The following is a 23,484-nucleotide window of genomic DNA, read 5'->3' as shown; positions in this document are numbered from 1 at the left end:
AAGGAATGGGGTTACGCATATGAACGAAGAACTACGCGAACTATACCAAGAGCTAATCATCGATCATGGTCGTCATCCGCGTAATTTTCAGAAACTCCGCAACCCTACGCACTGCCAGGAGGGTTACAACCCGCTATGCGGGGATCGCCTTACACTTTATCTCAGGGTTAAAGATGGCAAAGTGCTTGAGGCTAGCTTTGAAGGAACAGGGTGCGCTATCTCTATCGCATCTGCCTCTTTGATGACAGAACAGCTAAAAGGCAAAACAGTGAGTCAGGCAGAGCAATTATTTTCAAGTTTTCATCGCTATCTGACTGAACCTGAATCATCAGCCTCACAGGAGCAAAACCTTGGAAAACTGACTGTCCTGGGAGGTGTCAGGGAGTTTCCCGGCCGTATAAAATGCGCCACCCTCGCCTGGCATGCCCTGAAGGCCGGACTGGCACCCGATGAACAATCCAAAGGTGTTGTATCAACAGAATAACGGCATTACTAAATGTCATTAGGAGCAAAACAAGGGAAGCTATCGTCATGCATCCGAACATTGAGAAGGTAACAGTATTACGTGATTGCCCTACCATCACGATACCCTCAGGTATACCAGTTACCTTGGCAAAAGGCAGCAAAGTGCAGATCACCCAGGCATTGGGCGATACATTTACCGTTAATGACCATGGCCGATTACTGCGCATTGCAGGAAAAGATGCAGATGCCCTCGGCAAAACACAATCTCAGCCTGAGCCGTCGACAATAACCAGCGACAATAGTACCGATGAGGTTTTCGATCAGGTTATGGCCCAGTTAAAAACCTGCTACGACCCAGAAATACCTATTAATATCATCGATTTAGGGCTAATCTATCACTTAAGTCGCGACACATTGCTTGATGGCCGACAGATGATCCGCATCACCATGACGCTAACCGCTGCAGGCTGTGGTATGGGGCAAGTCCTCGCCGATGAGATTCAGCAAAAGGTGCTTGCCATCCCCGGTGTCGACCTTGTCAACGTAAGACTTGTCTTTGATCCCCCCTGGAGCCGGGAGATGATGTCAGAGGCAGCCAAACTACAACTAGGAATGCTTTAGACAATGACTAGCTGGACAGACGTAATGTCAGCAGATGAGCTAGAAGAGGGGCAACATACTCTGGTCGAGCTAGAAGGCATCGAGCTTCTCCTGGTCAACATAGATAATCAATATTACGCAGTGGAAAATGCCTGTAGCCATGACGGCGGCGATCTTAGCGAGGGTGAAATCAACGGCAGTGAGATAACCTGCCCCCGCCACGGCGCCCGCTTTTGCATGAAAACTGGGGAAGTACTGTGCGCCCCGGCTTTTGAAGATATTGAAGCTTACCCGGTGAGAATCATCGCTGGCAGAATTCAGATAAGCATATAATTAGTTACTGCTTGCACGTAAAGCCTTCTCCCCCAATCGATACAGGCGCTTCACCTGCTCGGCAAAGTTGACTTTTTTATGCTCCAAGCGGCGTCTATTGAGCTGGGTGTTCATCCCGTTTTCATAGTTAAACAGCAGCAACTCTGCAATTTGTTCAATGTTATAGTTTTCTTTGTCGTTGCAGACAGCCACAGGAATAATCTCGTCAGGGGCTAATTGCTGCTGGTTATATGCCAATGCCGCTTTAATCGTCTGTTCCTTAACCGAGTTCAGGTTGATTAAATCATACGGCGGATGCCATTCATTGACCGGCTTCAGTCTATCGACCTGATTAAGCAGAGCCAGTATCGTTGGCCGTTTTCTATTACGCTGTTTCTCGCCACTGTAGAACGCATCAACTTTCTGTCTTAACACGATGTCTAGCTGTCTGGCAGACTGATTGGCTTTCAATACCCAAAAGACCAAATCACTATTGGCAATCTGTTCAACCAGCAACGCATCCGTTTCCGACGTACCGTCAATCCCCGGCAAGTCGGCCAAATGGATCCAATCAACACCGTCAACCTCACAGCGGTGAATCGTCAGACGGTCTGTAGAAGGCAGTGCACTCACTTCAGCCACCATGTGACCGACAATGGCATTGATCAACGAGGACTTACCCGCGCTGACCTGCCCGATAACGGCTACCCGAAGTGGCTCAATATCAACCGCGACTTGTTCTCGATCAGATGACTGAATAGCACTTGCGCCTAGTTCACTGTCTTTTGCTACAAAGCGACCGCTATACAAATCAATCGCCACTGAAACGACTTCTTGTAACAACACCCGTTTTAACTTAGCCTGAACCTCTTCACTGACCTCATCAAAAATGCGGCCAAGGATCTGACCTCTCGCCTCGGCAACCAGACCTGCAGGCGTCATCGCCCGGAAGACACGATAAATATCGTAAACTTGCTTTGCCACACCTAACTTGTCTTTCTGATGGTAACCTTGCTTTATTGTGGTAATTCGGATCTTCTCTGCAAAAGGCACATGGTTAAGCAGAAAATGGCGGTAACGATGGCTAACTTCCTCAACCATCAACAGAAATTCCGGCGCAGTAAAGGCGAGTTCTTTGGACGGTTTATCCGGATGGTAGTGCTGAGCGGTCTCATTTACCAGCACCAGCGCATGATCGCGAAGACTCTCCCACTCGGCATTCGAGCCCAGCAATACATCAATGCGCTGATTAAGGGCTTGCCACGTTTCGGTATCAAACTTACTCCACTGCCCTGAAGGCTCAACATCATATTCAGGTATGCTCTCCAGTGTCTGCTCATCAGCTTTACGGAGGTTTCTTAACAATACATAAGGAATAATGACTGCCACGGATGATATTGCGACCAGAACTGCAAAAAACAACCAGCGTCCATCCTGGATAAGGCTGACAACGCCAATACCTGCCAATATCAAGACAGGAACAAGCACCGAGGCAATGAGCAGCGGAACAGTCCCACTTGAGATCTGCGACAGCGCTCCAAGGCTATTTCGAGTTCTTTTCATGCAACTCCTTCACTGTATTGAGCGCTTCTTTCAACACTTGTCTGATTTCCGCTTCGGAGGCTGGCTCCCCCCTGCTGATTGAGTAAAGGTATTTGCAAGCAGCCCGGCCAATGCCATAGGTTGAAGCAACGCTCAATGCTGCTGCGGTGGCACTGCCGACTGTTTGTCCATACACAGGGATGAACTTAACCACTTGTCGAAGTCCGAGTTTAGACAGATATTGCACCATAAAGCTGGTACCCAGTAGGCCGGCAAACTCGCTAAAGCGTTTTTTGTCCCACTCTATGCCGTACTGGCTGGCAAGACTGTGCAGCATTTTGCCCTGAATGGCCGGTACAGAAACCAAACCGACGGCTGGAAGTGCATCGCTGGCCCCGGCAATTCCCGCATACCACATAACTTCACGCTTTAACCGGTTAAAGTTGGCTTCTTCACGGCTTTGATGGGCTTTTTCGTCAACTAATAAATAGAGAATCGGCAACATCTCAGCCAGCGCGCTTCTCAATGTATCCAGCCCAACTAGCTGCTTATCATCAGGTGCAAAATCTATCTTTACCGATTTCAGCTCTTCCTGCCACACGACTTCAACCTGGGACTGGTTGTAACGAATAGCACGCTCGCGCTCATCAGGGTCTGACAGAGACATAATTCCGGTATGAACAACCAGCAACTGTTTTATTTCACCTGAGTTTTTTATCTTTCGTAGTGCTGCCAGCACATCACTTTGTTCCGGCTCCTCTGCTTTCATAACGATCAGCAATGCATGGCTTTGATGCTGACAGGCGGCAATATCTTCAGCTGGATCATAGCTGGCTTCAGCCAGCCCGCGGGTGTCGAGAAAAGCCAGTAGCGGGCTGGGTTCCGGGTAACGATAGATGGCCGAAGCGCGGGTGCAGGGCTGAAAACCATTACCAACTTCAACAGCCGAGTTATTGGTTATAGCCTGAACCAGCGACGACTTCCCAGCCCCTGTTTTGCCCAGCAACCAGACAGTCGGTAACTGCGTCTGCCAGCGGGAAGCGGCTGGCTCCAGATCCGGGTTTACCATCGGATTGATATAACGGTAGATTTGCCTAAAAAAATGATTCATTACTTCGGGTATGTCCTCGCTTTGACACCAGTGCACCTACTCCGATATACCTGCTTTTGTTTGAACCACAGATGAACGAAGCTATGATCTTATTGAATATCATAGCTTTATTTGGACGTGCAAGTGACTTCCGAGCACTGTATTTAGCGAGAAATTTCAGCTCAGGTGATAGCGATTAATCTAAAAATAGATCCCGCTGCAAACTTGCTCCCGGCTGACAGGCGTAATGGGTAAAATCGGTCACCCCTTGATGCCTGAGCACCTCTTCATCAACAAAGAAGTTCCCCGTACACTGCTTAGCATCCCGGGTAATGATTTCAAAGCAGGCATCGGCCATTATCTCCGGCTGACGTGAACGCGCCCCAAGCAGTTTCCCTCCGGCCATATTCAATATCGCTGAAGTGGCGATGGCTGTTTTCGGCCACAGTGAGTTCGAGGCAATATCATAAGCTTTAAACTCTTCAGAAAAAGTCATCGCCATCATCGACATGGCGTATTTCGACGAGGTATAGGCGCCATAGTTCTTGAACCACTGAGGCTGAAGGTTAATGGGCGGTGAAAGAGTCAAAATATGCGGATTGGTTGATTTTTTCAGGTAAGGCAAACAGGCCTGAGTCAGTAAATAGGTGCCACGTACATTGATGGAAAACATCAAATCGAACTTTTTGCTCGGGGTATTTTCGGTATTTTCCAGATGTATGGCGCTGGCATTATTAATGACAACATCGATCCCTGATGTTTGCTCACACGCTTGTTCTACCGCCTGTTTAATCGCCTCCTCATCACGAATGTCTAATACAACGGGAATGGCCTTGCCTTTTCCCATCTGATTAATCTCATCCGCCGCGGTATAAATGGTGCCCGGCAGTTTAGGGTGGGGTTCCGTCGTTTTTGCGGCGATGATCACCGTAGCCCCTGCTTCGGCACAACGTTTTGCAATTGCAAAGCCGATCCCTCGTGAACCACCACTGATAAAGATGGTTTTATTTTCCAGCCCTTCAGACTGTTCAGTCAGCGGCTCGCTGGTAATTGCTTCGTTGTCTTTAACTTTAGGTAGCGTATAGGTATTGGTTAGGCCTTCTAATTTATTGATTACTCGCCTGGCTTTATCGAAAATTGACCCCATCGTTTTCACATCCTTTTGCTTAAATGACTTCTGGTTGACGTCAATCCTCAACGCCGTTCCTGATTCAGTATAGAGCAATTATTCAAACTTTCTTGTCATCCAAGACATAACCCGCCAATAGGCGGAAGTAACTGGCTATACATTACTCAATCAGTAACACAGAGGGCCTAAAGTGAGCACTTTAAGCCCTTATTGCTCTGTTTCAGCAATCAGGGCGAACAACAATCAGGGCTTCATGAATCAGATTAGTTATTTTCTGATTGCGCTTTTTGCTCCAACTCAGGCTCAGCAGGTTCTGAGACTGTTTCCTGATCCAACTTTAACCAGGTCGTAAATAGTTCATACCAAATCGCCAGAATTACCGCCCCCAGGAATAAGCCGATAATGCCCGCCGAAATCATCCCGCCGATAGCACCGAATAGAATCACCGGCATGGGAATAGATACGCCCCGCCCCATCAACAATGGTTTGAGGAAGTTATCTGATAAGCCAGCTATTAAAACCCACACCGTAAAGATGGTGGCTGGTGTCGTATCCTGAACCGAAAAAACATACAGGATCACGGGCAGTACAACCAATGTAGCGGGAAGCTGGGCGATACCAAAGACAAACACGATGAAAGTCAGCAATGGCGCAGCCGGCACACCGAAGACGAAAAAGGCCGACCCGACCAGCAGCGACTGAATGAAGGCCACGCCGACCACCCCCAATAGCACACTGCGAACGGTCGCTGCTGTTAGTTTCGCCCACTCTTCACCATGTTTACCGACCACCCGGACAGATACGGTCTGAACGGCTTTCGACATTGATTCGGCATGGGCCATGAAACCTGCGGCAATAAGCAAAGAGATAATAAACATAACAATAGTTGCCAGGCTACTCCCCAAAAATCCGGCAACAGCAGCCACAAAAACTTTGATTTCCTCACTGTAGCGAGTAACTGCAGCTTCCATATTCGATGCAAACAGCGCCCAGACATCATAGAGCGGCTCACCAATTAACGGCAGCTCGGCAACACGCTGTGTCGGCCCGGGGATTTTTACACTGCCCTCCTGAAGTGCTTCTGTCAGCCCGGCAATCCCATCGTAGACGGAGCCGGAGACCATCACCAAAGGTATTACAAGCAAAGCTACACCAAGCAAAGCCAGAAGCGTCGCCGCGAGGCCGCGTTTGCCATTCAGCGCATTCGCGAGCTTAAGCGTTAACGGCATTAACGCAACAGCAATAATCGCCCCCCACAAAACCGGAATGATGAACGGTTTGACAATATCGTAAGTCCAGATAAGCAATACGAGTAGCAAGCCAATCCGGATCGCGGACTCAACCATGTTATTGATAAATATACTGCTTTGATGCTTTTCAATTTGTTTATCCATCGTTCTTTTCCTGATTACTTTGGCTCGCACCAACCAGACTGGCCACAACGATGGCCATATAGAACACACCCGTTATCGCTTCTAGGTAGACGATAACCTGTGCAACCGGTGAAATCGGACTGATATCGCCATACCCCAGTGTTGTCAGTGTGACAAAACTGAAATAGGCCGCATTTGAGAAATTCTCTCCCCAGGGAAGTTGAACCATGCCCGTGAACGCTTCAGCAGAGAACTCGAGGATGACTAGATAGAGGATTGCCCACATTAGCCCCAACAGCAAAAATAGGGCCAACGAGCCAACCACTTTGTTCGAATCGATACTGCCGGTGAACAATATTTGGCGAACTATCGATTTGAAAGTGCCACCAAAAAAGATAAACATTAATGTCAGTATCACGGCATCCATCATAGGGATTGGGAAGATAGCCTTGGTGACCGACACAATGCCCCAGCAGATAGCGATTGTCAGGAGAAACCGGTACCAGTTCTTGTCAAAACGCAAGCTAACCAGACAGACAACAAAATTGAGTATCGTCACCCCCTGCAGGACAACATCTAGAAAGTCAATCTTCAGTACCTGCTCCAGCGAGGAACTGACTAGCAAAACTACCAACGATATGGTCAGGTAATAGAAGTTATTCTTCTCGCTTATTCTTTTACCCATTTACTCCCCCTCGCTGTTTATTAATGGCGATTCCCTCTCGCACAACTACTTCTGTTCCTGCTCATTCATAACCATAATGGACGCCGTAAGCCCAAACCTCAGATCGACGCCTTCCGGCAACTGCCTGAGTGAAATACGAACCGGAATCCTTTGTGCCAGCCGGATCCATTGAAAAACGGGATTAACGTTCGGCAACAGATTGTAGCCAACACTGCCATCTTTCGGGGCGATCCCCCATCCCAGCGAATCGACCACCGCCTCAATCGGCTGGTCCGGATAGGCCATTAAAGTGACTTTGGCGTCATTGCCAATACGGATATTTTCCAACTGACTTTCTCGGAAGTAACCAAAGACCCAGAAGCTGTTAATATCGACTAAGGCAATCAAGGGCTGATTAGCAACCGCCTGGGTTCCTTCCTTGATATCAAGGTTAGAAACATAGCCGTCGACAGAGGCAAAAACCTGCGTAAATGCCATATTCAGCTTGGCGGCATTTAACTGCTGTTCCGACACCTTGATTTGCAACAGTGACTCTTCATAGGCAATCTGACGACGAACAAGATCTTTATGGGAGACGGCTCCACGGTCACGCTTTCTGATATCCAGCAGGCGATCATACTCAATTTTTTTACCCCGAGAGCTTACAATCGCCCGCTCCAGTGACACCTCGGCCTGGGTAAGGGCAACCTCATAAGTACTGGGATCAATCTGAAACAGCAAGTCCCCTTTTCTTACTCGCTGGTTATCGCGAACCGCCACATAAACAACTGGGCCTGACACCCTTGGGGCCACTTTAATTACATTCGCCCGAACCTGGCCATTTCGGGTCCAGGGGTTGGTAAAATATTCTTCATACTTCTGATAGCCAAAATACAGAGCTCCCCCGATGATCAGGATGTTCAGTGCGATAACGATCAGCTTCTTTATCGTCTTCATATTCACCCCTAAAATCTCAGGTAGAAAGCATCAATAGCCACTACGTAAAGCAATGTGATTGCCAGGAACGTCACCGACGGGAAGACTATCAACCGGGACAAGCGCGTCTTGTTCAACACTGCGACAGTCACCCATGCGGCAAACACGGCATAAATGACCACCAGCAATAGCGGTGAAAAATACACATCTCCGACAGCCATCTCATAGGGCATCTCCATCATGGCTCCCTCTCGCTAGTTACTGGTTCAGTACTTTTCCTATCCGAAAACGGGATGTCGGCCTGTATCTCCGGTGCCGGTGTCAGAGAAGGCAATACAGGGCTGGCAAGCATGTCTCCCCAATCAGTCCTCGTCTCCATTTGTTCTGCAAGCTCAGCCTGTAGGTACGATCTCCCCGAGTTTGCTTCCCATCCTCCACCTAACGACTTATAAAGCGCGACGACCTGATTGGCGACACTCCCCTTAATCTGGGCGTAGGCATCTTCGCTGCGGGTCATTTTTTCGATCGAACTCAGCAGGCGCTCAAACGTGATCTGGCCATTTTCATACTGAGTCAGAGATATATTGAACGCCCTGACAGAGGCATCAACTGAACTAAATGCCAAAGATTTCTGCTGTTTATTGAGCTGATACGCCTCGAGCGCATTGCTCACTTCCTGAACTGCCAACAACACTCGCTTGTTATAGTTGGTCAATGATTCCTGAAACCGGGCATCCTCAAGGCGGATGTTATTTTTGACCCGGCCATACTGGAAAATATTCCAGGAGAAAGCCGGACCAAGCGACAGTGTCAGCGAATCACTAAAGCTAAAGTCATTACCAGCTTTCACCGTGCTATTGATACCTATCGCACCAAACAATGAGAATTTAGGATAAAGCTCTGTTTCGGCAACCCCGATTTGGGCACTGCGGGCATGGGCCTGATATTCGGCAACTTGCAAATCGGGACGGCGAAGAACCAAGGAAGCATCAACAACCGTCCTGACAGCAGGCGGACGCGGGATCAGAGAGTATTGATCGTAACCTGTCAATTGTTGGCTAGAACGATTGGCATCATATTTGTCATCAAACGCTTTGATCTTGGCATCAATAGCCGTGGATGCCAGCAACTGCTCAACCTCCCCGGGCAACATTCCTAACAAAACCGCCAGCGCATTTCTCGACTGCTTCATCCCGAGCTTCAATCCCGGAAGCACAGACTTAGTGTTGTAAAGCTGGGTTCTGGCTTGCTGGACATCCAGCTCGGTCACGTTACCTGAGTCAAACTGCACTTCGGTAATTTTGACGACCCGCTCCTGAATCTCGATATTGCGCTCGGAGAGCAGAACCCTTTCCTGAAACGTCCGATAGTTCACATAATTTCTGGCAACTTCTGCTGTGATACTCACCAAAATATCATGGTAGGAAGCCACAGAAGCATACAGGCTCACCTCGGCCGACTCGATACTTCTGGCATATTTCCCCCAGACATCCAGCTCCCAACCGGCATCAAAACTCAAGCTAGCATTATCGAAAGTATTTTTATTCTGATAGATCTTGGCAAGACTGCCAGATACCGTTTGCCGCTGAGGATAACGGAATGAATCAGCAACCCCCAGTGCTGCGCGGGCCTGAACAATCCGAAGTCCTGCCGACTCCAAGTCCAGGTTCTGAAGTGCCGCTTTCTCTACCAGGCGATCCAGCACCGAATCATCAAACTGCATCCACCAATGAGCTGTTTTCCACCCACTCAACACGTTCTCATTCACCTTACTGCCATAACCAACACTTGTATCTTGCCCTAGCCAGTTTTCGGGCAACGTCGCTTTTTCCACTCCCTTGAAGTCAGGCCCTGAGACACTACAGGCCACAAGCATGCAAACGGAGAACATAGCTACAAAAGCATTGGAAACTTTTAGCACTGCTCCCCCTAGAATCGGCTTTGTGTTAATTGCTGCCAGTGAATAGCGTCACTGGTAGCTTTAGATTGAACCAACGAATCAAATATATTTTTTTTCAAGTTTAGGAAGATATAAAAACCGGCGATGTCTGATTTTGAATAATCGGATAGTTCTAGCGTTTCAAAAAAACCATCCAGTTGTTTTTCAAGCGCCTTATAGTTTTCACTTGCACTCAATATTGGCTTGTCTTTATCAGTTTGAATTAATTTAGAGACATTCAGACTGGCTAGCTGCCTAGCCAATTCGGGGATCACTTTATCCTTATAAGCCGTTCGAGTTTTCATCACCAGTTTGTTGCTTCTCAGCCTCGGTTCTGCCTTTGTCAGGCTAATGAGATGGTGACAAAGCAGTTCACATTGCCGACTGAAGTCAGTAATTTTCTCAGGTGCTAGTTCATAATGGGCTGTATTTACCTTGCTTCCCCATAATTGAAGCTTTTTCATTGTCACTTTCAGCGTAACCAGGTGCCAGCCCAGCTTTGCTCTGGACCACATTGACGGGGTGAGGTTTTGGTGACAAGCTATCACACCACTTACATGACGAAAAAAGCGTTCACGCATCACCAAAAACATATGCTCTGGCCGTGATGAAAAAGGGAAATAATAAGAAAATATAACCATTAAAACGACGAGGTAAAATAAGGTGACAATTGTCAAAATAATCCCAAAGTGATAGGTCATCTCATTGCTTATTCCAAGAGTAAACATACCTATCAGAAAGAAAATAGTAATTGGACCTTTGAATACATAAAACCCGACAAAGGTGTAGATGAAAATAAAAATGGCCAGCTCAGAACCCAGTGCCATCTGTGGCAAAATAAACACATAGGAAGGAACTGAGAAAATAAACCCTAAGGAAAATAGTATTAATAACAAGACAGGGTGAATAGGCAAAAAAGAAAGTATAGATACAAATAACGTACAGAAAACAACGAAATTATAGCCGCCTGGCGGGTTGAACAAGATCCAAATAACTCCCGTCAACCAATAGGTCACCATCACCTTCACTGCTGATTTAGCATTTTCAGCATCCCACCAGTTAAAGGCAGACTGAGGAGCTGGCAGATCTTCATGAAACGGAATTCGCCCCGTCACTGAATCAATACAGCATATTGTCCTTTTCAGGTTGGCGAGTTTTTCATGCAACTTGCCAAACAAAAAGCCGCTCGTCACGGTTGTGCCGCGAGTCAGGTGATCAGCAACCTCAAGCTTGTCGGCATCATAGACAACAGACAGCGCCTTTTGCTGAACCTTGTCATCCTCTCTGTCCCAGGCTATCGGAACTTGCTGAAACAACTGATCAATTTCAGCCACAAGCTGTTGATAGTTTTCAATATAATCATGTGAGTAAGATGATAATTGGTCCCGGCTTTTGGCAGCAAACAACAGTAGCTCAGTAACTTGTCGATAGTAAAACAGCGCATAATCCCATTCTTTTTTATACGCTGATATTTCACTGCACTCTGTACTGAGCGTGTTATAGCGTTGCTCCAATGCCTCTTGCGCGGCATAGAGAGCAGGGATTAGCTCAGAAACATTCTTTTGCGGACTGTTGATTTCCGAGCTTTCTGGTTCCTGCGTATCTAGCTCTTCCCCTTGTTCAACCGCAGTCCGACTAATCAGCAAAAATAACTGATGCTGGATTTCACCAAGATCCTCGGCCAATTGCCTGAGGTTTTGTTCAACATGAGGAGGAAAAACAAAGACCCCAACCAGCGTGTAGACAACCACACCAAATACCGTCATATAGGTACGGTCAAGCCCATACAGAAATGCCCCTTCCGCATCCCCGCCGTTAAACATCATCAGGATCATCACGCCGGTTAGCATAAATAACGTCGGATCTGCCAGATAGGCGTTGCGAATATAGAAAACGACTGTCACTACCAGCGATACAGCAAGCATATAAAGCAGCCGCTCCTGGGCAAAAAAGCCAACCAGTACCAAGCCAATAATAGCCCCGGCGATTGTGCCCAATACCCTCAATGTTCCTTTGGCCAAAGACTCACGGCGGCTACCCGTTGAGGCAATCAGCATGACCGTGGTTGCCGCTGTCGAGGGTTGCGGCCACCCGAGTGCCATGGGGATCAGAAATGCGAGTGTCAGACTGATTGCCACCCAGGTAGCAAATTTAAACTTCTCGCTAAGGCAGAATGGGAACAACCAGTGATTGATATGGAAAGATGACAGGCCAGCGCCAGTCTGCCTAGCAGGTTCTGCGCTTTCTCCGGCCATGGCCACCCCCGCATATCGTTCATCAGTCTGTATAGGTTAGATGAATAACATGCACTCTAATCAGAGAAAGTGTCTTAACAATAACAATGTAATATTCGGGCAGGTAAGGCGCTATGAGAATGGATTATTGCCAGGCCAAAGTGACAACGTCACCAACTAACGTTGCCACATTAAATTGAATCAGGAATTACGCAACCTCTTCCTTATCGGTAACTTCACTTTGCAACTGTTCAATAGCGTTCAAAAACAGTTTGACCGCGGGCAACATTCGGCTTTCATCAATGTCAAAATCGCCATTGTGGTGACCGGCAGTTAAATCAGAGCCAACCAAGCAGTATATGGCCTTACCGCCATTGCCCTGTACCCGATCAACCAGATAACTGGCATCTTCACTGGCACCAAAATCTTTCTCGCGCACGACTTCGGAAAAACCGCTGCATGGACCAAGTCGACCCAACAATTCAACCATCTCCTGATCATTATGCAAGCCGATTGCTTCACCCTGCGCCTTGATGTCGACCTTGACGCCATGCATCAAGGCTGCTGCTTGGGCGATCTGTTCAACCTGCTGGTACATATAACTGTTCAGTTCGCGATTTTCGCCCCGGGTCTCTCCCATTAATACCGCATTGGCCGGGATCACGTTACGACCGTCTCCGGCATGAAGCTGACCGACATTCACGCGTGTCATGCCGTCACGATGGCGGGGTATGGCCAACATTTGGGTGACAGCGGTACAAGCAGCGGCCAAGGCATTGCGCCCGGCATTCGGCTCGATACCGGCATGGGCCGGCTTACCCTTAAAATGGAGATCAAACTTTGAGCTACACAAGAAATGCTGGGGATCACAAACCAGCGTCCCGCTCGGTACATTCATGCCAATATGGGCGGCAATGAAATAATCAACATCATCCAGCCAGCCACTCTCGGCGATGGCTTTACCGGCTCGGCATCCTTCTTCAGCAGGCTGAAACAGTAACTTTATCTTGCCGCTAAGGGCATTTTTGTTCGCAGCCAATGATTCCGCAATGCCCAAACCTATTGCAGCATGGGCATCGTGCCCGCAGGCATGGGCAACACCCGGTGCCAGAGAGGCAAACCCGAGGAAACGTGGGCGGTGAGAGTCATCCTGACTTTCCATCACATCGACAGCATCGATATCAAACCGCAAAGCGATCACCGGTCCCGGACGCCCCGTGTCCAACAGCGCGCCAACACCTGTGATGCCGTTCATTTGTGCCAGATGATCAAGCTCGGCTCCCCAGCTTATTGCTCGCTCCTGAGCCTTGATAACATTGGCGTCATCTCGTCCCATAATGGTGTTGCGGGCAATAATCGCATCAGAGAAGAAAAGCTCATACCCCTGCGACTGCAACAAACCTGCAATCCGGCTGGTCGTAAAAAACTCGCACCATGCCGATTCAGGGTATCGATGAAACTCGCGACGATAGTTCATTAATCGCTGAGCTAGCGCCTGTTCATCCACTGTTATTTTATTTACCACGTTCTCGTCCTATCTTTTTACGGCAAACCGGCAGGCTAAGCGCCTTAATAACCGGTTAACTCCATAAATCCTTGTCCTGAATGACTGCCTTTGACCCTTATCGGCCCTTCCCAGTATGAGAAGATAAACGGCAACCACTGCTCCTTGCGGACAACATCCACTTCTAATTGTATCTGTTGTGTCGGTACTTCAATTCGCCACTGCAGCGGGAACTGCCTACCTTGGTGTTTTACGTATGATTTTGGTTTCAGCCGAATATCTTCCGGCTGCAATATGATTGTTTTGCCATCAGGCCAGCTCAGAGAGCCAAAGAAATAAGGTTTACCACCCTCTTCCCTGACTTGAGAAACCATCAAGGCACTGCCGTCATCGAGATGGACAGAGAACCAGTCCCATCCTTCCTGTTTCTGGGACAGGCCTTCGCTACTCCATTCACGGTCATACCAACCGTCCCCTTTCACTTTATACGTTTTCCCATCCAGCTCCAGTGTGCCATTGAGGGATAAGAAAGGAGCACTGAAATAATAGGAAGCGACATCTTCCGTCGGGTGTTTCCTGCTATAGCCGTTTTCTCCCTGAAAAATCAGCTCACCCAAATTAATAATATCAAGCTTGGCTGCCATATCGCCGTCGGAAAATGCCAGTGTTCCGGGAAACGGGCTATCGCTATAAGAACGCCACGACCAGTTGTCCAGCCAGGCTCGGTAAGGGTTGTCGGTGACTCCGGCCTGTCCGATCCCGCCACGGGCGAAACGTTCTGCATGCCATACTTTATCCCGGCTGGTCACAACGGTATGGGCCATATACCTTTGCGGATTCTTCCAGCCGTTACCCGGCTCGTTGCCCGAAGCAAAACGAAACAGCGTCCACTGTACACCAAATGTTTCCCCGCTTTCAGATTCAAGATTGGCAGTGAGATACCACCACTCGGCCTTAAAGGCCGGATGGCTGAGGTGATCTTTCGGAAAGGTCCACTTTTTCCCCGGTACCACCGGCTGATAATTACCCTCACCCCCCTGCCGGAGTATATCGGCTGAATTCGAACGGGGCTCGTCAGTGTCGCAGCCAACTAACAACATAAGACACAAAAAGCTGAATATCGCCAGTGCGCGACCTGCTAGTTGGATCATCAGAAAGCCTCCCGCAGCGATAAGATGGCAGAGCGTTTCACCAGACGCCAAACTGGCCAGGCACCGGCAACCAGCAGCACCGCCAATGCCGAGCCTAGAGATGTCAGGTATTCAAATGGGAAGTACTGAACTGGCATAGTCCAGCCAAACGAGTATTTCAGCACTACATCAATCAGCAACTGGGCCAGCACCAAGCCGAGTGGCAAGGCAATCACCGCCGTCATAACGCCGATCAGCAACAACTGGCCGCCTCCGAGCGCGGCGAGTTCCCGCCCCGTCATGCCCATACAACGCAACAGCGCAAACTGGCGCTGACGCGAGACTTCTCCGGCTACGGTGGCAAAGAACAGGCCACATACCGCAATAAACAAGGTCAGTTTACCCAGGGTCGCAGTCACAATGAAGGTACGGTCAAAGACCCGCATTGCCTGTTCCATCAGCTCGACATTGTTCCGCACCCGCTCTGGTGACAAGTGGAAACGCTGCCCCATTTCTTTCATCACTGCCATGCTGTCAGAATCTGGCTTCAGGTGGATCGCCAAGCCGACCTGTCCTTTGTAAGGCCAGTATTCCTGCCAGCGTTTGTGCGCCAGAATCACCTGCCCGTAAGGATTACCATAGTCATAATACACGCCGGCAACCAGCCAGTTCTGATTCATCGGACTCGGTAGCTCGATCTTATCTCCGGGCTTCCACCCCTGTTTGAGCGCCATCGACTCGCTAACCAGTACAGCCCGCTGATAGTGCAGCCGTTGCCAATAGTTAGGCACAGCGACTTTTATCGAAAGCGCCTGTTTCTCTTCCTTGGTGCCACCGATACTGACAACCTGGAGCGTACCCGCTTCAGTCAGAATCTCTTTGCGCCATTGCCACCATACCTGTTTCACTTCATCGCGTTCGTCTAGCCAACTGGCGATACGCGGAGCAACATTCAAAGAAGGTCTAACATAGATGTCAGCTGCAAGGCGCTGATCCAGCCATACCTGTGTCGTACTACGGAAACTCCCGACCATGGTTTCCATACCGATGTTTGATGCCAGGGCAAGCATGAATGCCATTGCAGCAACACCGCGATAACTCAGGCTTGCAGCAGCATCAGAAAAGAACCAACGCAATCGCGCTGAGCGTGCAATCAAGCCCAACCCCTGAAACAGCTGCCAGAGCAAAAATGGCATACTGAGCGCAGAAGCAATAAGAATGAATGCAATCAGGACAAAGCCTGCCATCTGGCCGTGCGGTAGCTGGTACACAGCGGCAGCCGCACCAATAAACATACATGAGAACAATGCCTGCCAGGCAAACTCACGACCACTGAAACGCACCAGAGACATGTGAGTCGACAAACGGGCCGGCTGGGTTTTTATCAACCGCACCAACGGCCACCCACAGGCCAGTAGGCTACCAAACAAGGCTATTGCCAGCGATGCCAGCCCCCACTGCCAATGCCAGCTTACTGACAGGCTAATATTGGCGCCATACAGGCTGTTCAGGGTTTCTGCCACCGAAGGCAGTAGCTGCTGAGCAAGTAGAAGACCAAGCAAGTTACCACCTAACAAACCAAGGGCGATCCACACCAGCAACTCCAGCAGCAGGGCTTTAGCCAACTGCGATCCGGAAACCCCGGCCTGACGAAGCAAGCCAACCAGAGGCTGACGCTGAGACAAAGACAGAGACATCGCCTGATAGAAAATAAACAGGCCGACAACGAATGCCAACATACCCATAGCAAACAGGTTCAGGTGAAAAGCATCAGTCAGCGGCTCGAGAGTAGCACTCTGATGGCGCTCCAGCTTCAGGGCCGGAGGTAACTGCTCGGTAAGCTCAGCCAGCTGTTTCGGCGACATGTTACCGCACAGGATTGCGGTCAGCCCCGTGCCCGGATGGAGGTCTCGTATTAGCGACATATCCGCAATCATCCTCGGACCACGAATTCGCTCCTCGTCAACCACCTTCAGCGGGCCAATTTGTCTGCCATCTTCCAGAGTCAGATACTGGCCATCGACCACCCCCATATAACTTGCAAGCTGCTCGCCCAGCATAATGGGATATGGCGGTCGCATCAGCGACATCATCTGGGTTTGGCTCTGGCTGGTAACTTGCCCCTTAAAATTCGAATACATCGCGATGGGATCAATGCCGACAATCTCGAAACCTCGACTCTCGTCAGTCACAATCGTATGCTGATCCATCGGCACGCACTGGCTAAAACCGGCACGACGCAACTGAATATAAAAGCCTTGGGGAACCTTGATAGCGGGCTGGTTATGACGAATACGATACGGGAAAGGGTTTGAAAACAGCTGCTCGCCCTGGCGATAGCTTTCTCTGGCCTGCTGGTTGACGCCCATGACGCCAACCAACAGAGCAATGCCCAACGTCAGGCCCAGCCATACCAATACAATTTGGAAGGGGTGGCGCTTATAATGCCCCCAAAGCGCTTTAGCTACGGGGCTTGACATGAAGCTGGCCTCCCTGCAGTCGAATACAGCCATTCATATGTTCCGCAACCTTTTTACTGTGCGTCACTAACAGCAAAGTACAGTCTAGCTGACGTGTCAGGTTAACTAGGAGCCCTATCACCGCACCTGCATTTCTTTCATCCAGGCTTCCTGTCGGTTCATCCGCCAGCAAAATATCCGGCTCCATGTACAGGGCACGGGCAATGGCTGCGCGTTGTTGCTGGCCGCCTGACATTTCTTCAGGGTAACGTCCCAGCAGCGGCATAAGATCGAGGGCGGAAATTATCTGGCGCCATAGTTCCGGCTTTTCTTCCAACCCTTTGAGCTGGCGGCAGAAACGAATATTATCAGCAGTAGTTAAAGTGGGAAGTAAATTGAATTGCTGAAAAACGAGGCCAATGTTGTTACGACGAAAAGCAGTTCTTTCACGTTCGGAAATTGCGTGAATCGGTGTTTTACCCAACCAGACTTCACCAGAGTCGACCGTGTCCAGGCCTGCAATCAAATTTAGCAAGGTACTTTTCCCCGAGCCGCTTTCGCCCATAAGGGCCAACTGCTCACCTTGCTTTAGCTCCAGCTCTGCACCTTGTAAGACAGAGTGATACTCACCGCCGTCCTGGTAGCCTTTGCAGAGCTCCACTAGTCGTAACATCCAATTCCCCAAATTTTTGTAGGTGTTTTCCGAAAGTGAAATTTACAGCAAAGCCCGGATTCGAGAAAGTACTTTAAAAGTCTCATTTGGAAATAAAAATGCAACGCGCTACAAACCACCCACAATTTAAACAATCCGCCTACACGTCAATCACAACATCTGAAAAATCAACATACTGAGTGCCGATAAAATACACATATCAACGCCTCTGTATTCCCTGTAGGCTCTTGCCGTTATTCTACCATTATTATTCGGCAAGTAGGCTTTTCTTCCGGCTGGCGCAGAAAAAGTATTTTAAGACTCCTTTGGTAATTGTAAGACAATGTTCAGAAAGCGGTATCATGAAACCTAATCACCACCCAGCCAGCGACAGGTCGGACTTTATCCGCTACATTTTTATTATCGTCACTATTTATTCAATGATCTTCCATCAACATAGTTAAAGTCGACCATTTGCAGAACATTACAGCAGGGAGCATGTAATAGATGATACGAACAATTCTGGTTGTCGGAGCCTCAGGGTACGTTGGAAGTCACCTGGTTCCCGAACTGGCAAACAGCGGATACCAGATAAAAGCCACCGGTCGAAACCTGGATTTATTAAGAAAACGAGGATGGGAAGCGATCCCCAACATCGAACTGGTGGAGCTCGACCTCAATGTTCATTCCGACCTCGACAGGTTACTACAAGGTGTTGATGCCGTATTCTTTCTGGTTCACGGCATGAACCATGGCCACGACTTTATCGACATCGAACTCCACGCCGCCAGAAATTTCAGTCAGGCTCTCAAACAAAGTTCGGTTCAGCGAGTTATCTACCTTGGTGCCCTCCAGGCCAAACAAGGTAACTCAAGGCACCTGGACGCAAGAAAACAAACCGGAGAAATCCTTCGCGACAGCGGCATCCCCGTCACCGAACTTCGTGCCGGGATCATTGTCGGCCCGGGATCGGCGGCATTCGAAGTTATGAGGGACTTCGTCTACCACCTCCCTATTATAATTGCCCCCAAGTGGGTGAAATCTCATAACTCCCCTATCGCGCTGCGAAACCTGCTTCATTACCTGCTTGAACTGCTGCACTTCAATCCTTGCCGACACCAAATCATGGATGTCACCGGCCCTGAAGCCATTAGCTATGAAGCCCAGATGCGCAAACTCGGTGCCCATGCCGGGAAAAAAGTCCGGATTTTACCCGTCCCTTTGCTCACTCCCTCCATGGCCGCCTACTGGTTGAAGTTTATTACCTCGGTGCCAACCAATATCGCCCGCGCCCTGATCGGCGGACTGCGTTTCGACCTTGCCGCCAACGGCAGTGCGATTCAGTCACTGATCCCGCAGTACTTACTCACCTATGACGAGGCTGTCGAAGAATGCCTCGGCCATGAAAGCGAGGTAGTGCGCAGTGAAATCTGGGGTTTTGATCCCGATGCCCTTGCCCGCTGGCAAACCGGCTATGGCTATTACCCCAAACAGGCCGGCTACACGCTGAAAACAGATGCGAGCTGCGAACAGCTTTGGGATCAGGTTCAGCTCGTAGGCGGTAAGGAAGGCTACTTCTTCGCCAATTACCTGTGGCGTATACGCGAGTGGATGGATTTTGCTATTGGGGGCGACGCCCTGAAACGTTACCGCCGCGATCCGGAAAAACTGCAACTCGGCGATAAGGTAGATTCGTGGAAGGTGATCAATATCGTGCCCAATCGCTTTCTCTCCCTGCTGTTCGGAATGAAAGCCCCGGGGCTTGGACGGCTCGAATTTACCATTGCGGATAAAGGCGAATACCGAGAAATAGATATCCGCGCCTGGTGGCACCCTGCTGGCTTTTCCGGGCTTCTCTACTGGTTTGCCATGATGCCCGCCCACTTATTCATTTTCAAAGGAATGACCCACGCCTTGGTCAAACGATGCAAAGCCAAAGCCCGCGAGGGTAAATCTATTACCCAATAAGGTAATAGCGTAACAAGCTATTACCAGTAATAACGAACTCTTCGCCGGGGCAATACGCCTGCCCCGCAACAAGTTACAGCCAGACTGTCTAACTGATCGCAAACCGCTGCCAATGATTGACTGAATAATCAATTAAATGCAACGAATCCCATATAATGAGATACCGGATGTGGTGAGCCTCAAACCTAAACTCACCACAACCAAATGAATAGCCACTCCACTCGAATCTCCATGGCCGCGTTATATGATAAAAACAGTCGTCGATTTATTTGAACAGCAAGCCCGCATTGATCCTCAACAGGAAGCCGTCTACTTTCAGGGGCAAAGCCTGTCATATAAGCAGTTGGATGAATACTCCAATCAGGTGGCCCACTTTCTTCTTGAGGCAGGAAAAATAGCCAAAGAAGAATGTGTCGGTATCTACATGGATAGATCGCCCGAAATGGTCATTGCGATGCTGGCTATTCAGAAAGCCGGGGGCGCTTATGTCCCTATTGCCGTCGAGCTGCCAGGTAAGCGTATCGACTATATGATTCGTTCAGCGAACATCCGGTTAGTGTTCGCTAATAGCCGACGGCTTGATTTCATCACTTCACGGCAAGATTCATGTCAGACATTAGCAGCCTGTTTGGAGTTAAATATTACATCCATAGACTACGACTCCCCTTTTGCTTCGACGCTACAAAACCCGTTAAGCGAGGCATGGACACGTTGGCACAACTTTACGACAGCTCCGCTGCCGGTTAAACCAGAGCATACCCAGCTCGCCTATGTCATTTTTACCTCGGGAACAACCGGCAATCCGAAAGGTGTCATGATTGAGCATCACGCACTGCTTAACTACTGCCTGTGGTTTACTGATTTTTACAAGGTAGCTGCCAGCGACAAATTCACCCAGTATGCAGGCTTCAGTTTTGACGCGTCAGTCGGTGAAATATTTCCATGTCTGATACAGGGAGCAACGCTGCACATTATTCCTGACCATCTAAGGTTAGATGTAACTAACCTCAATCATTATTTCCATCGCCATGCTATTTCGGTCAGCTTTCTGCCCACCCAATTTTGCGAAAAGTTCATGCAAGAAGAAAATAACTCTCTACGTGTTGTTCTCACCGGCGGCGATAAACTTAATTTCTTTAAGCCGAGAAACTACCGCCTGTACAATAACTATGGACCAACTGAAAATACGGTTGTGGCAACCGCCCATCTCGTCACAAAGGGCGCTAAAAATATCCCGATCGGACAACCTGTCTACAATAACCAGATCTATCTGTTTCACGAGAATTCTACAAAGCCTGTCGACAAAGGCGAGGCGGGTGAAATTTGCATTGGAGGCAAGAGCCTGGCACGCGGTTATCTCAATGCCCCTGATTTAACTGCAACAAAGTTTATCCAAAATCCTTATATACCCGGCGAGAAGCTCTATCGCACCGGGGATCTTGCCTGCTGGCTGCCAGATGGGAATTTGGCGTTCCTGGGACGTATTGATCATCAGGTAAAAATCCGGGGCTACAGGATAGAATTAGGGGAAATTGAAACCATCTTCAAGGGCGTTGAGGCCATTGACGAGGCAATAGTACTTGCTCAGGCAGATCACAGTGGCGAAAAGCACCTCTGCGGCTATTATGTCAGCCGGGATACCCCTACAAAACAACAGATCATCGACCAGCTTAAAAGCAAGCTCCCCGACTATATGATCCCGCAGTTCTTCATCAAGATTGAATCTGTTCCGCTGACAGCTAACGGAAAAGTGGATCGAAAAGCACTTGCTAATCCATTTACCGGTGACAATGAAAAAAGTGGATCCACTCTAACCCGTGATACTCATAGTTCGGCATTGCAAGTCCTCTCCAATGCAATCAAAAAAGTAATGAACAGAAAAGATGTATCGGCACTCGATCAGTTTCTTCTTCTCGGTGGCACCTCACTAAAAGCCATTGAAGTTATTAATGAGCTTAGGGGGCAGGGTTTTGATCTCGATATCTATGAGCTTCTTAAAGAAACCACACTTGCGGAGCTCAGCACTAAGCTAGCCGATTATAGCCAACGAGCAGACCAAGGCATTGTAACCGGTGAGTTCCCCCTCATCCATTCACAGCTACAGTTCGTCACCAAGAATGACTATGATCTGCACCATTGGTTTGGTGCCGTCATGCTATTTAATGAGCAAGGCTTTGAAGAGTTGCTGGTTGAGAAAGCCTTTCTAAAACTTGTCAGTCATCATGACGTTTTGCGTAGTCGCTTTGTTCTTGATGAAAACCAACAGATATCCAAACAAGTCATCTTGGCTCCTACTGAAGGCGCACATGTTGACTTCTTCCGTTATCACATCGAAGAAAACTCGATACCTGTAGAAGAGCAAATTCAGGCAATAATGCCAATATTAGTCCAGGATACCAACCTCGAAACGGATCCTCTCTTAAAGGTTGCGCTTTTCAATACACCCACAGGCGATCACCTTTGGATAGCCGCGCATCAGCTTATCGTCGATGGCTACTCCACATTGATTTTGCTGCAGGACTTTGCTCGTGAATATACGCGATTAACTAATAAAGGCATTGACGAATACCTCCTCAAGTCTCACTCATTCCTTGATTTTGCCGAGGACGTTTACGGTTTAGTTCCAAGAGGTGCAGACAAACAAACCGCTACCCAACCCTTTGATCACACCAGTGCAGATCAAGAAAACTTACTAAACCAAATCGGTTACTGGGAAGAAATTAACAACGCCGAAACCACGACATTACCTTATGATTTTCAAATAACAAAAAACCTTCAGGGCGACAGCCGAACTGAGTCCATCTACTTTTCACCAGAAGAGACAATCCAACTTTCAGAACTTGCCACAAAAGAAAACCTTCCCGGTCTGGAGGCCATTTTGCTATTGATGCTCAACCTGAGCCTGCGGAGCTGGGCGGGTGATAAAATGACAGACAAACCGATTCGTATTGCCAAAACAGCCTTGGGCAGGCCAAACTCCCACCGCCGGGACTTCAACCGAACCGTCGGCGCCTTTGCTGTCGACTACCCATTTCTATTACCTTGTGTTGAAAGCCCGCAAGAAACTGCGCACTCATTTACAGGCAACTTCTCCGCGCTGTTCCAGCAAATGAAAAAGGAACTCAAAGCCGTACCGAATCCAGAAATGGGTTATTTGATCATGGAGCAACTGATATATCCAGATAGTCCTGAACAGCTTCAGCCTCAGGGTGAACGAGACATCTTGTGGAATTACTTCGGAGAAATGACCACGTTCGAAAATGAGATCGCGTTTTCTCTCTCCCCTATCCCAATTACCAGAACAATTAGCCCCAACATAATCAGAGACTATCGTCTTTTATTTAATGTGATGATTTATCAAGGCATGCTAATGATCCACCTTGACTATAACTCGAAAGAATTTAAGCCCGAGTCTATCTCCTGTCTCCTTGATGAGTTTCAGGCGTGGTTTCGAGAGGCATTATCAAAGTAGTCATGTTTTCGTGAA

18 protein-coding genes are annotated in these 23,484 nt (G+C 48.8%); 5 read left to right on the top strand and 13 right to left on the bottom strand.

Going from position 1 to position 23,484, the window contains the following annotated elements; genetic code table 11:
* The first annotated feature begins 19 nt into the window (after positions 1–19).
* From sufU to BIT28_RS16125, 3 genes are read left to right on the top strand one after another with little or no spacing between them, the layout of a single operon-like run.
* Positions 20–484, top strand: coding sequence for a Fe-S cluster assembly sulfur transfer protein SufU (gene sufU, locus BIT28_RS16135; RefSeq protein ID WP_075765531.1), 465 nt, complete (start codon positions 20–22; stop codon positions 482–484).
* Positions 485–531: 47 nt separating this feature from the next.
* Positions 532–1,086: a putative Fe-S cluster assembly protein SufT gene (gene sufT / locus BIT28_RS16130; RefSeq protein WP_075765529.1), complete on the top strand. Its 555-nt coding sequence runs from the start codon at positions 532–534 to the stop codon at positions 1,084–1,086.
* A gap of 3 nt (positions 1,087–1,089) precedes the next feature.
* Positions 1,090–1,398: a Rieske (2Fe-2S) protein gene (locus BIT28_RS16125; RefSeq protein ID WP_075765527.1), complete on the top strand. Its 309-nt coding sequence runs from the start codon at positions 1,090–1,092 to the stop codon at positions 1,396–1,398.
* Here BIT28_RS16125 and BIT28_RS16120 read toward each other — a convergent pair whose 3' ends face one another.
* The 13 genes from BIT28_RS16120 to BIT28_RS16060 all read right to left on the bottom strand — a co-directional run bounded on the left by BIT28_RS16120 (position 1,399) and on the right by BIT28_RS16060 (position 18,050).
* Entirely contained in the window at positions 1,399–2,940 is a 1,542-nt protein-coding gene (locus BIT28_RS16120) for a GTPase family protein (protein ID WP_075765524.1), read from the bottom strand.
* Entirely contained in the window at positions 2,921–4,030 is a 1,110-nt protein-coding gene (locus BIT28_RS16115; RefSeq protein WP_075765522.1) for a YcjF family protein, read from the bottom strand. The genes BIT28_RS16120 and BIT28_RS16115 overlap by 20 nt, the downstream gene beginning before the upstream one ends.
* A 175-nt stretch (positions 4,031–4,205) precedes the next feature.
* Positions 4,206–5,156, bottom strand: a complete 951-nt coding sequence (locus BIT28_RS16110; protein WP_083651900.1) for an SDR family oxidoreductase — start codon at positions 5,154–5,156, stop codon at positions 4,206–4,208.
* A 245-nt stretch (positions 5,157–5,401) separates the two neighbouring features.
* A complete protein-coding gene (locus tag BIT28_RS16105; RefSeq protein ID WP_075765520.1) occupies positions 5,402–6,532 on the bottom strand; it encodes an AI-2E family transporter in 1,131 nt (376 codons plus the stop codon).
* Positions 6,525–7,196: a potassium channel family protein gene (locus BIT28_RS16100; RefSeq protein WP_075765518.1), complete on the bottom strand. Its 672-nt coding sequence runs from the start codon at positions 7,194–7,196 to the stop codon at positions 6,525–6,527. Before BIT28_RS16100 ends, BIT28_RS16105 begins: the two co-directional genes overlap by 8 nt.
* Positions 7,197–7,241: 45 nt before the next feature.
* Positions 7,242–8,123 (bottom strand): HlyD family secretion protein, encoded by an 882-nt coding sequence (locus tag BIT28_RS16095; protein WP_075765641.1) that lies wholly within the window; start codon positions 8,121–8,123, stop codon positions 7,242–7,244.
* Positions 8,124–8,140: 17 nt separating this feature from the next.
* On the bottom strand, positions 8,141–8,344 hold the full coding sequence (locus BIT28_RS16090; RefSeq protein ID WP_089153685.1) for a DUF1656 domain-containing protein: 204 nt from the start codon (positions 8,342–8,344) through the stop codon (positions 8,141–8,143).
* Positions 8,345–8,349: 5 nt separating this feature from the next.
* A complete protein-coding gene (locus BIT28_RS16085; RefSeq protein ID WP_425439640.1) occupies positions 8,350–9,987 on the bottom strand; it encodes a TolC family protein in 1,638 nt (545 codons plus the stop codon).
* Positions 9,988–10,040: 53 nt separating this feature from the next.
* Positions 10,041–12,305 (bottom strand): FUSC family protein, encoded by a 2,265-nt coding sequence (locus BIT28_RS16080; protein ID WP_083651898.1) that lies wholly within the window; start codon positions 12,303–12,305, stop codon positions 10,041–10,043.
* 187 nt (positions 12,306–12,492) lie between these two features.
* Positions 12,493–13,809, bottom strand: a complete 1,317-nt coding sequence (locus BIT28_RS16075) for an amidohydrolase (RefSeq protein ID WP_075765512.1) — start codon at positions 13,807–13,809, stop codon at positions 12,493–12,495.
* 44 nt (positions 13,810–13,853) lie between these two features.
* On the bottom strand, positions 13,854–14,939 hold the full coding sequence (locus tag BIT28_RS16070) for a lipocalin-like domain-containing protein (protein WP_075765510.1): 1,086 nt from the start codon (positions 14,937–14,939) through the stop codon (positions 13,854–13,856).
* Positions 14,939–17,398: an ABC transporter permease gene (locus BIT28_RS16065; RefSeq protein WP_075765508.1), complete on the bottom strand. Its 2,460-nt coding sequence runs from the start codon at positions 17,396–17,398 to the stop codon at positions 14,939–14,941. Before BIT28_RS16065 ends, BIT28_RS16070 begins: the two co-directional genes overlap by 1 nt.
* Positions 17,379–18,050, bottom strand: coding sequence for an ABC transporter ATP-binding protein (locus BIT28_RS16060; protein WP_075765506.1), 672 nt, complete (start codon positions 18,048–18,050; stop codon positions 17,379–17,381). Before BIT28_RS16060 ends, BIT28_RS16065 begins: the two co-directional genes overlap by 20 nt.
* Before the next feature lie 486 nt (positions 18,051–18,536).
* On the opposite strand from BIT28_RS16060, the gene BIT28_RS16055 reads away from it, so the two are divergent.
* Both BIT28_RS16055 and BIT28_RS16050 read left to right on the top strand, forming a co-directional pair.
* A complete protein-coding gene (locus tag BIT28_RS16055) occupies positions 18,537–19,997 on the top strand; it encodes a DUF2867 domain-containing protein (protein WP_075765504.1) in 1,461 nt (486 codons plus the stop codon).
* Positions 19,998–20,241: 244 nt separating this feature from the next.
* A complete protein-coding gene (locus BIT28_RS16050) occupies positions 20,242–23,469 on the top strand; it encodes a non-ribosomal peptide synthetase (protein WP_075765502.1) in 3,228 nt (1,075 codons plus the stop codon).
* The last annotated feature ends 15 nt before the right edge of the window (positions 23,470–23,484 follow it).

The organism is Photobacterium proteolyticum (assembly GCF_001939735.1).
Taxonomy (GTDB): Bacteria; Pseudomonadota; Gammaproteobacteria; order Enterobacterales; family Vibrionaceae; genus Photobacterium; species Photobacterium proteolyticum.
This window is presented reverse-complemented; position numbering and strand designations above follow the sequence as displayed.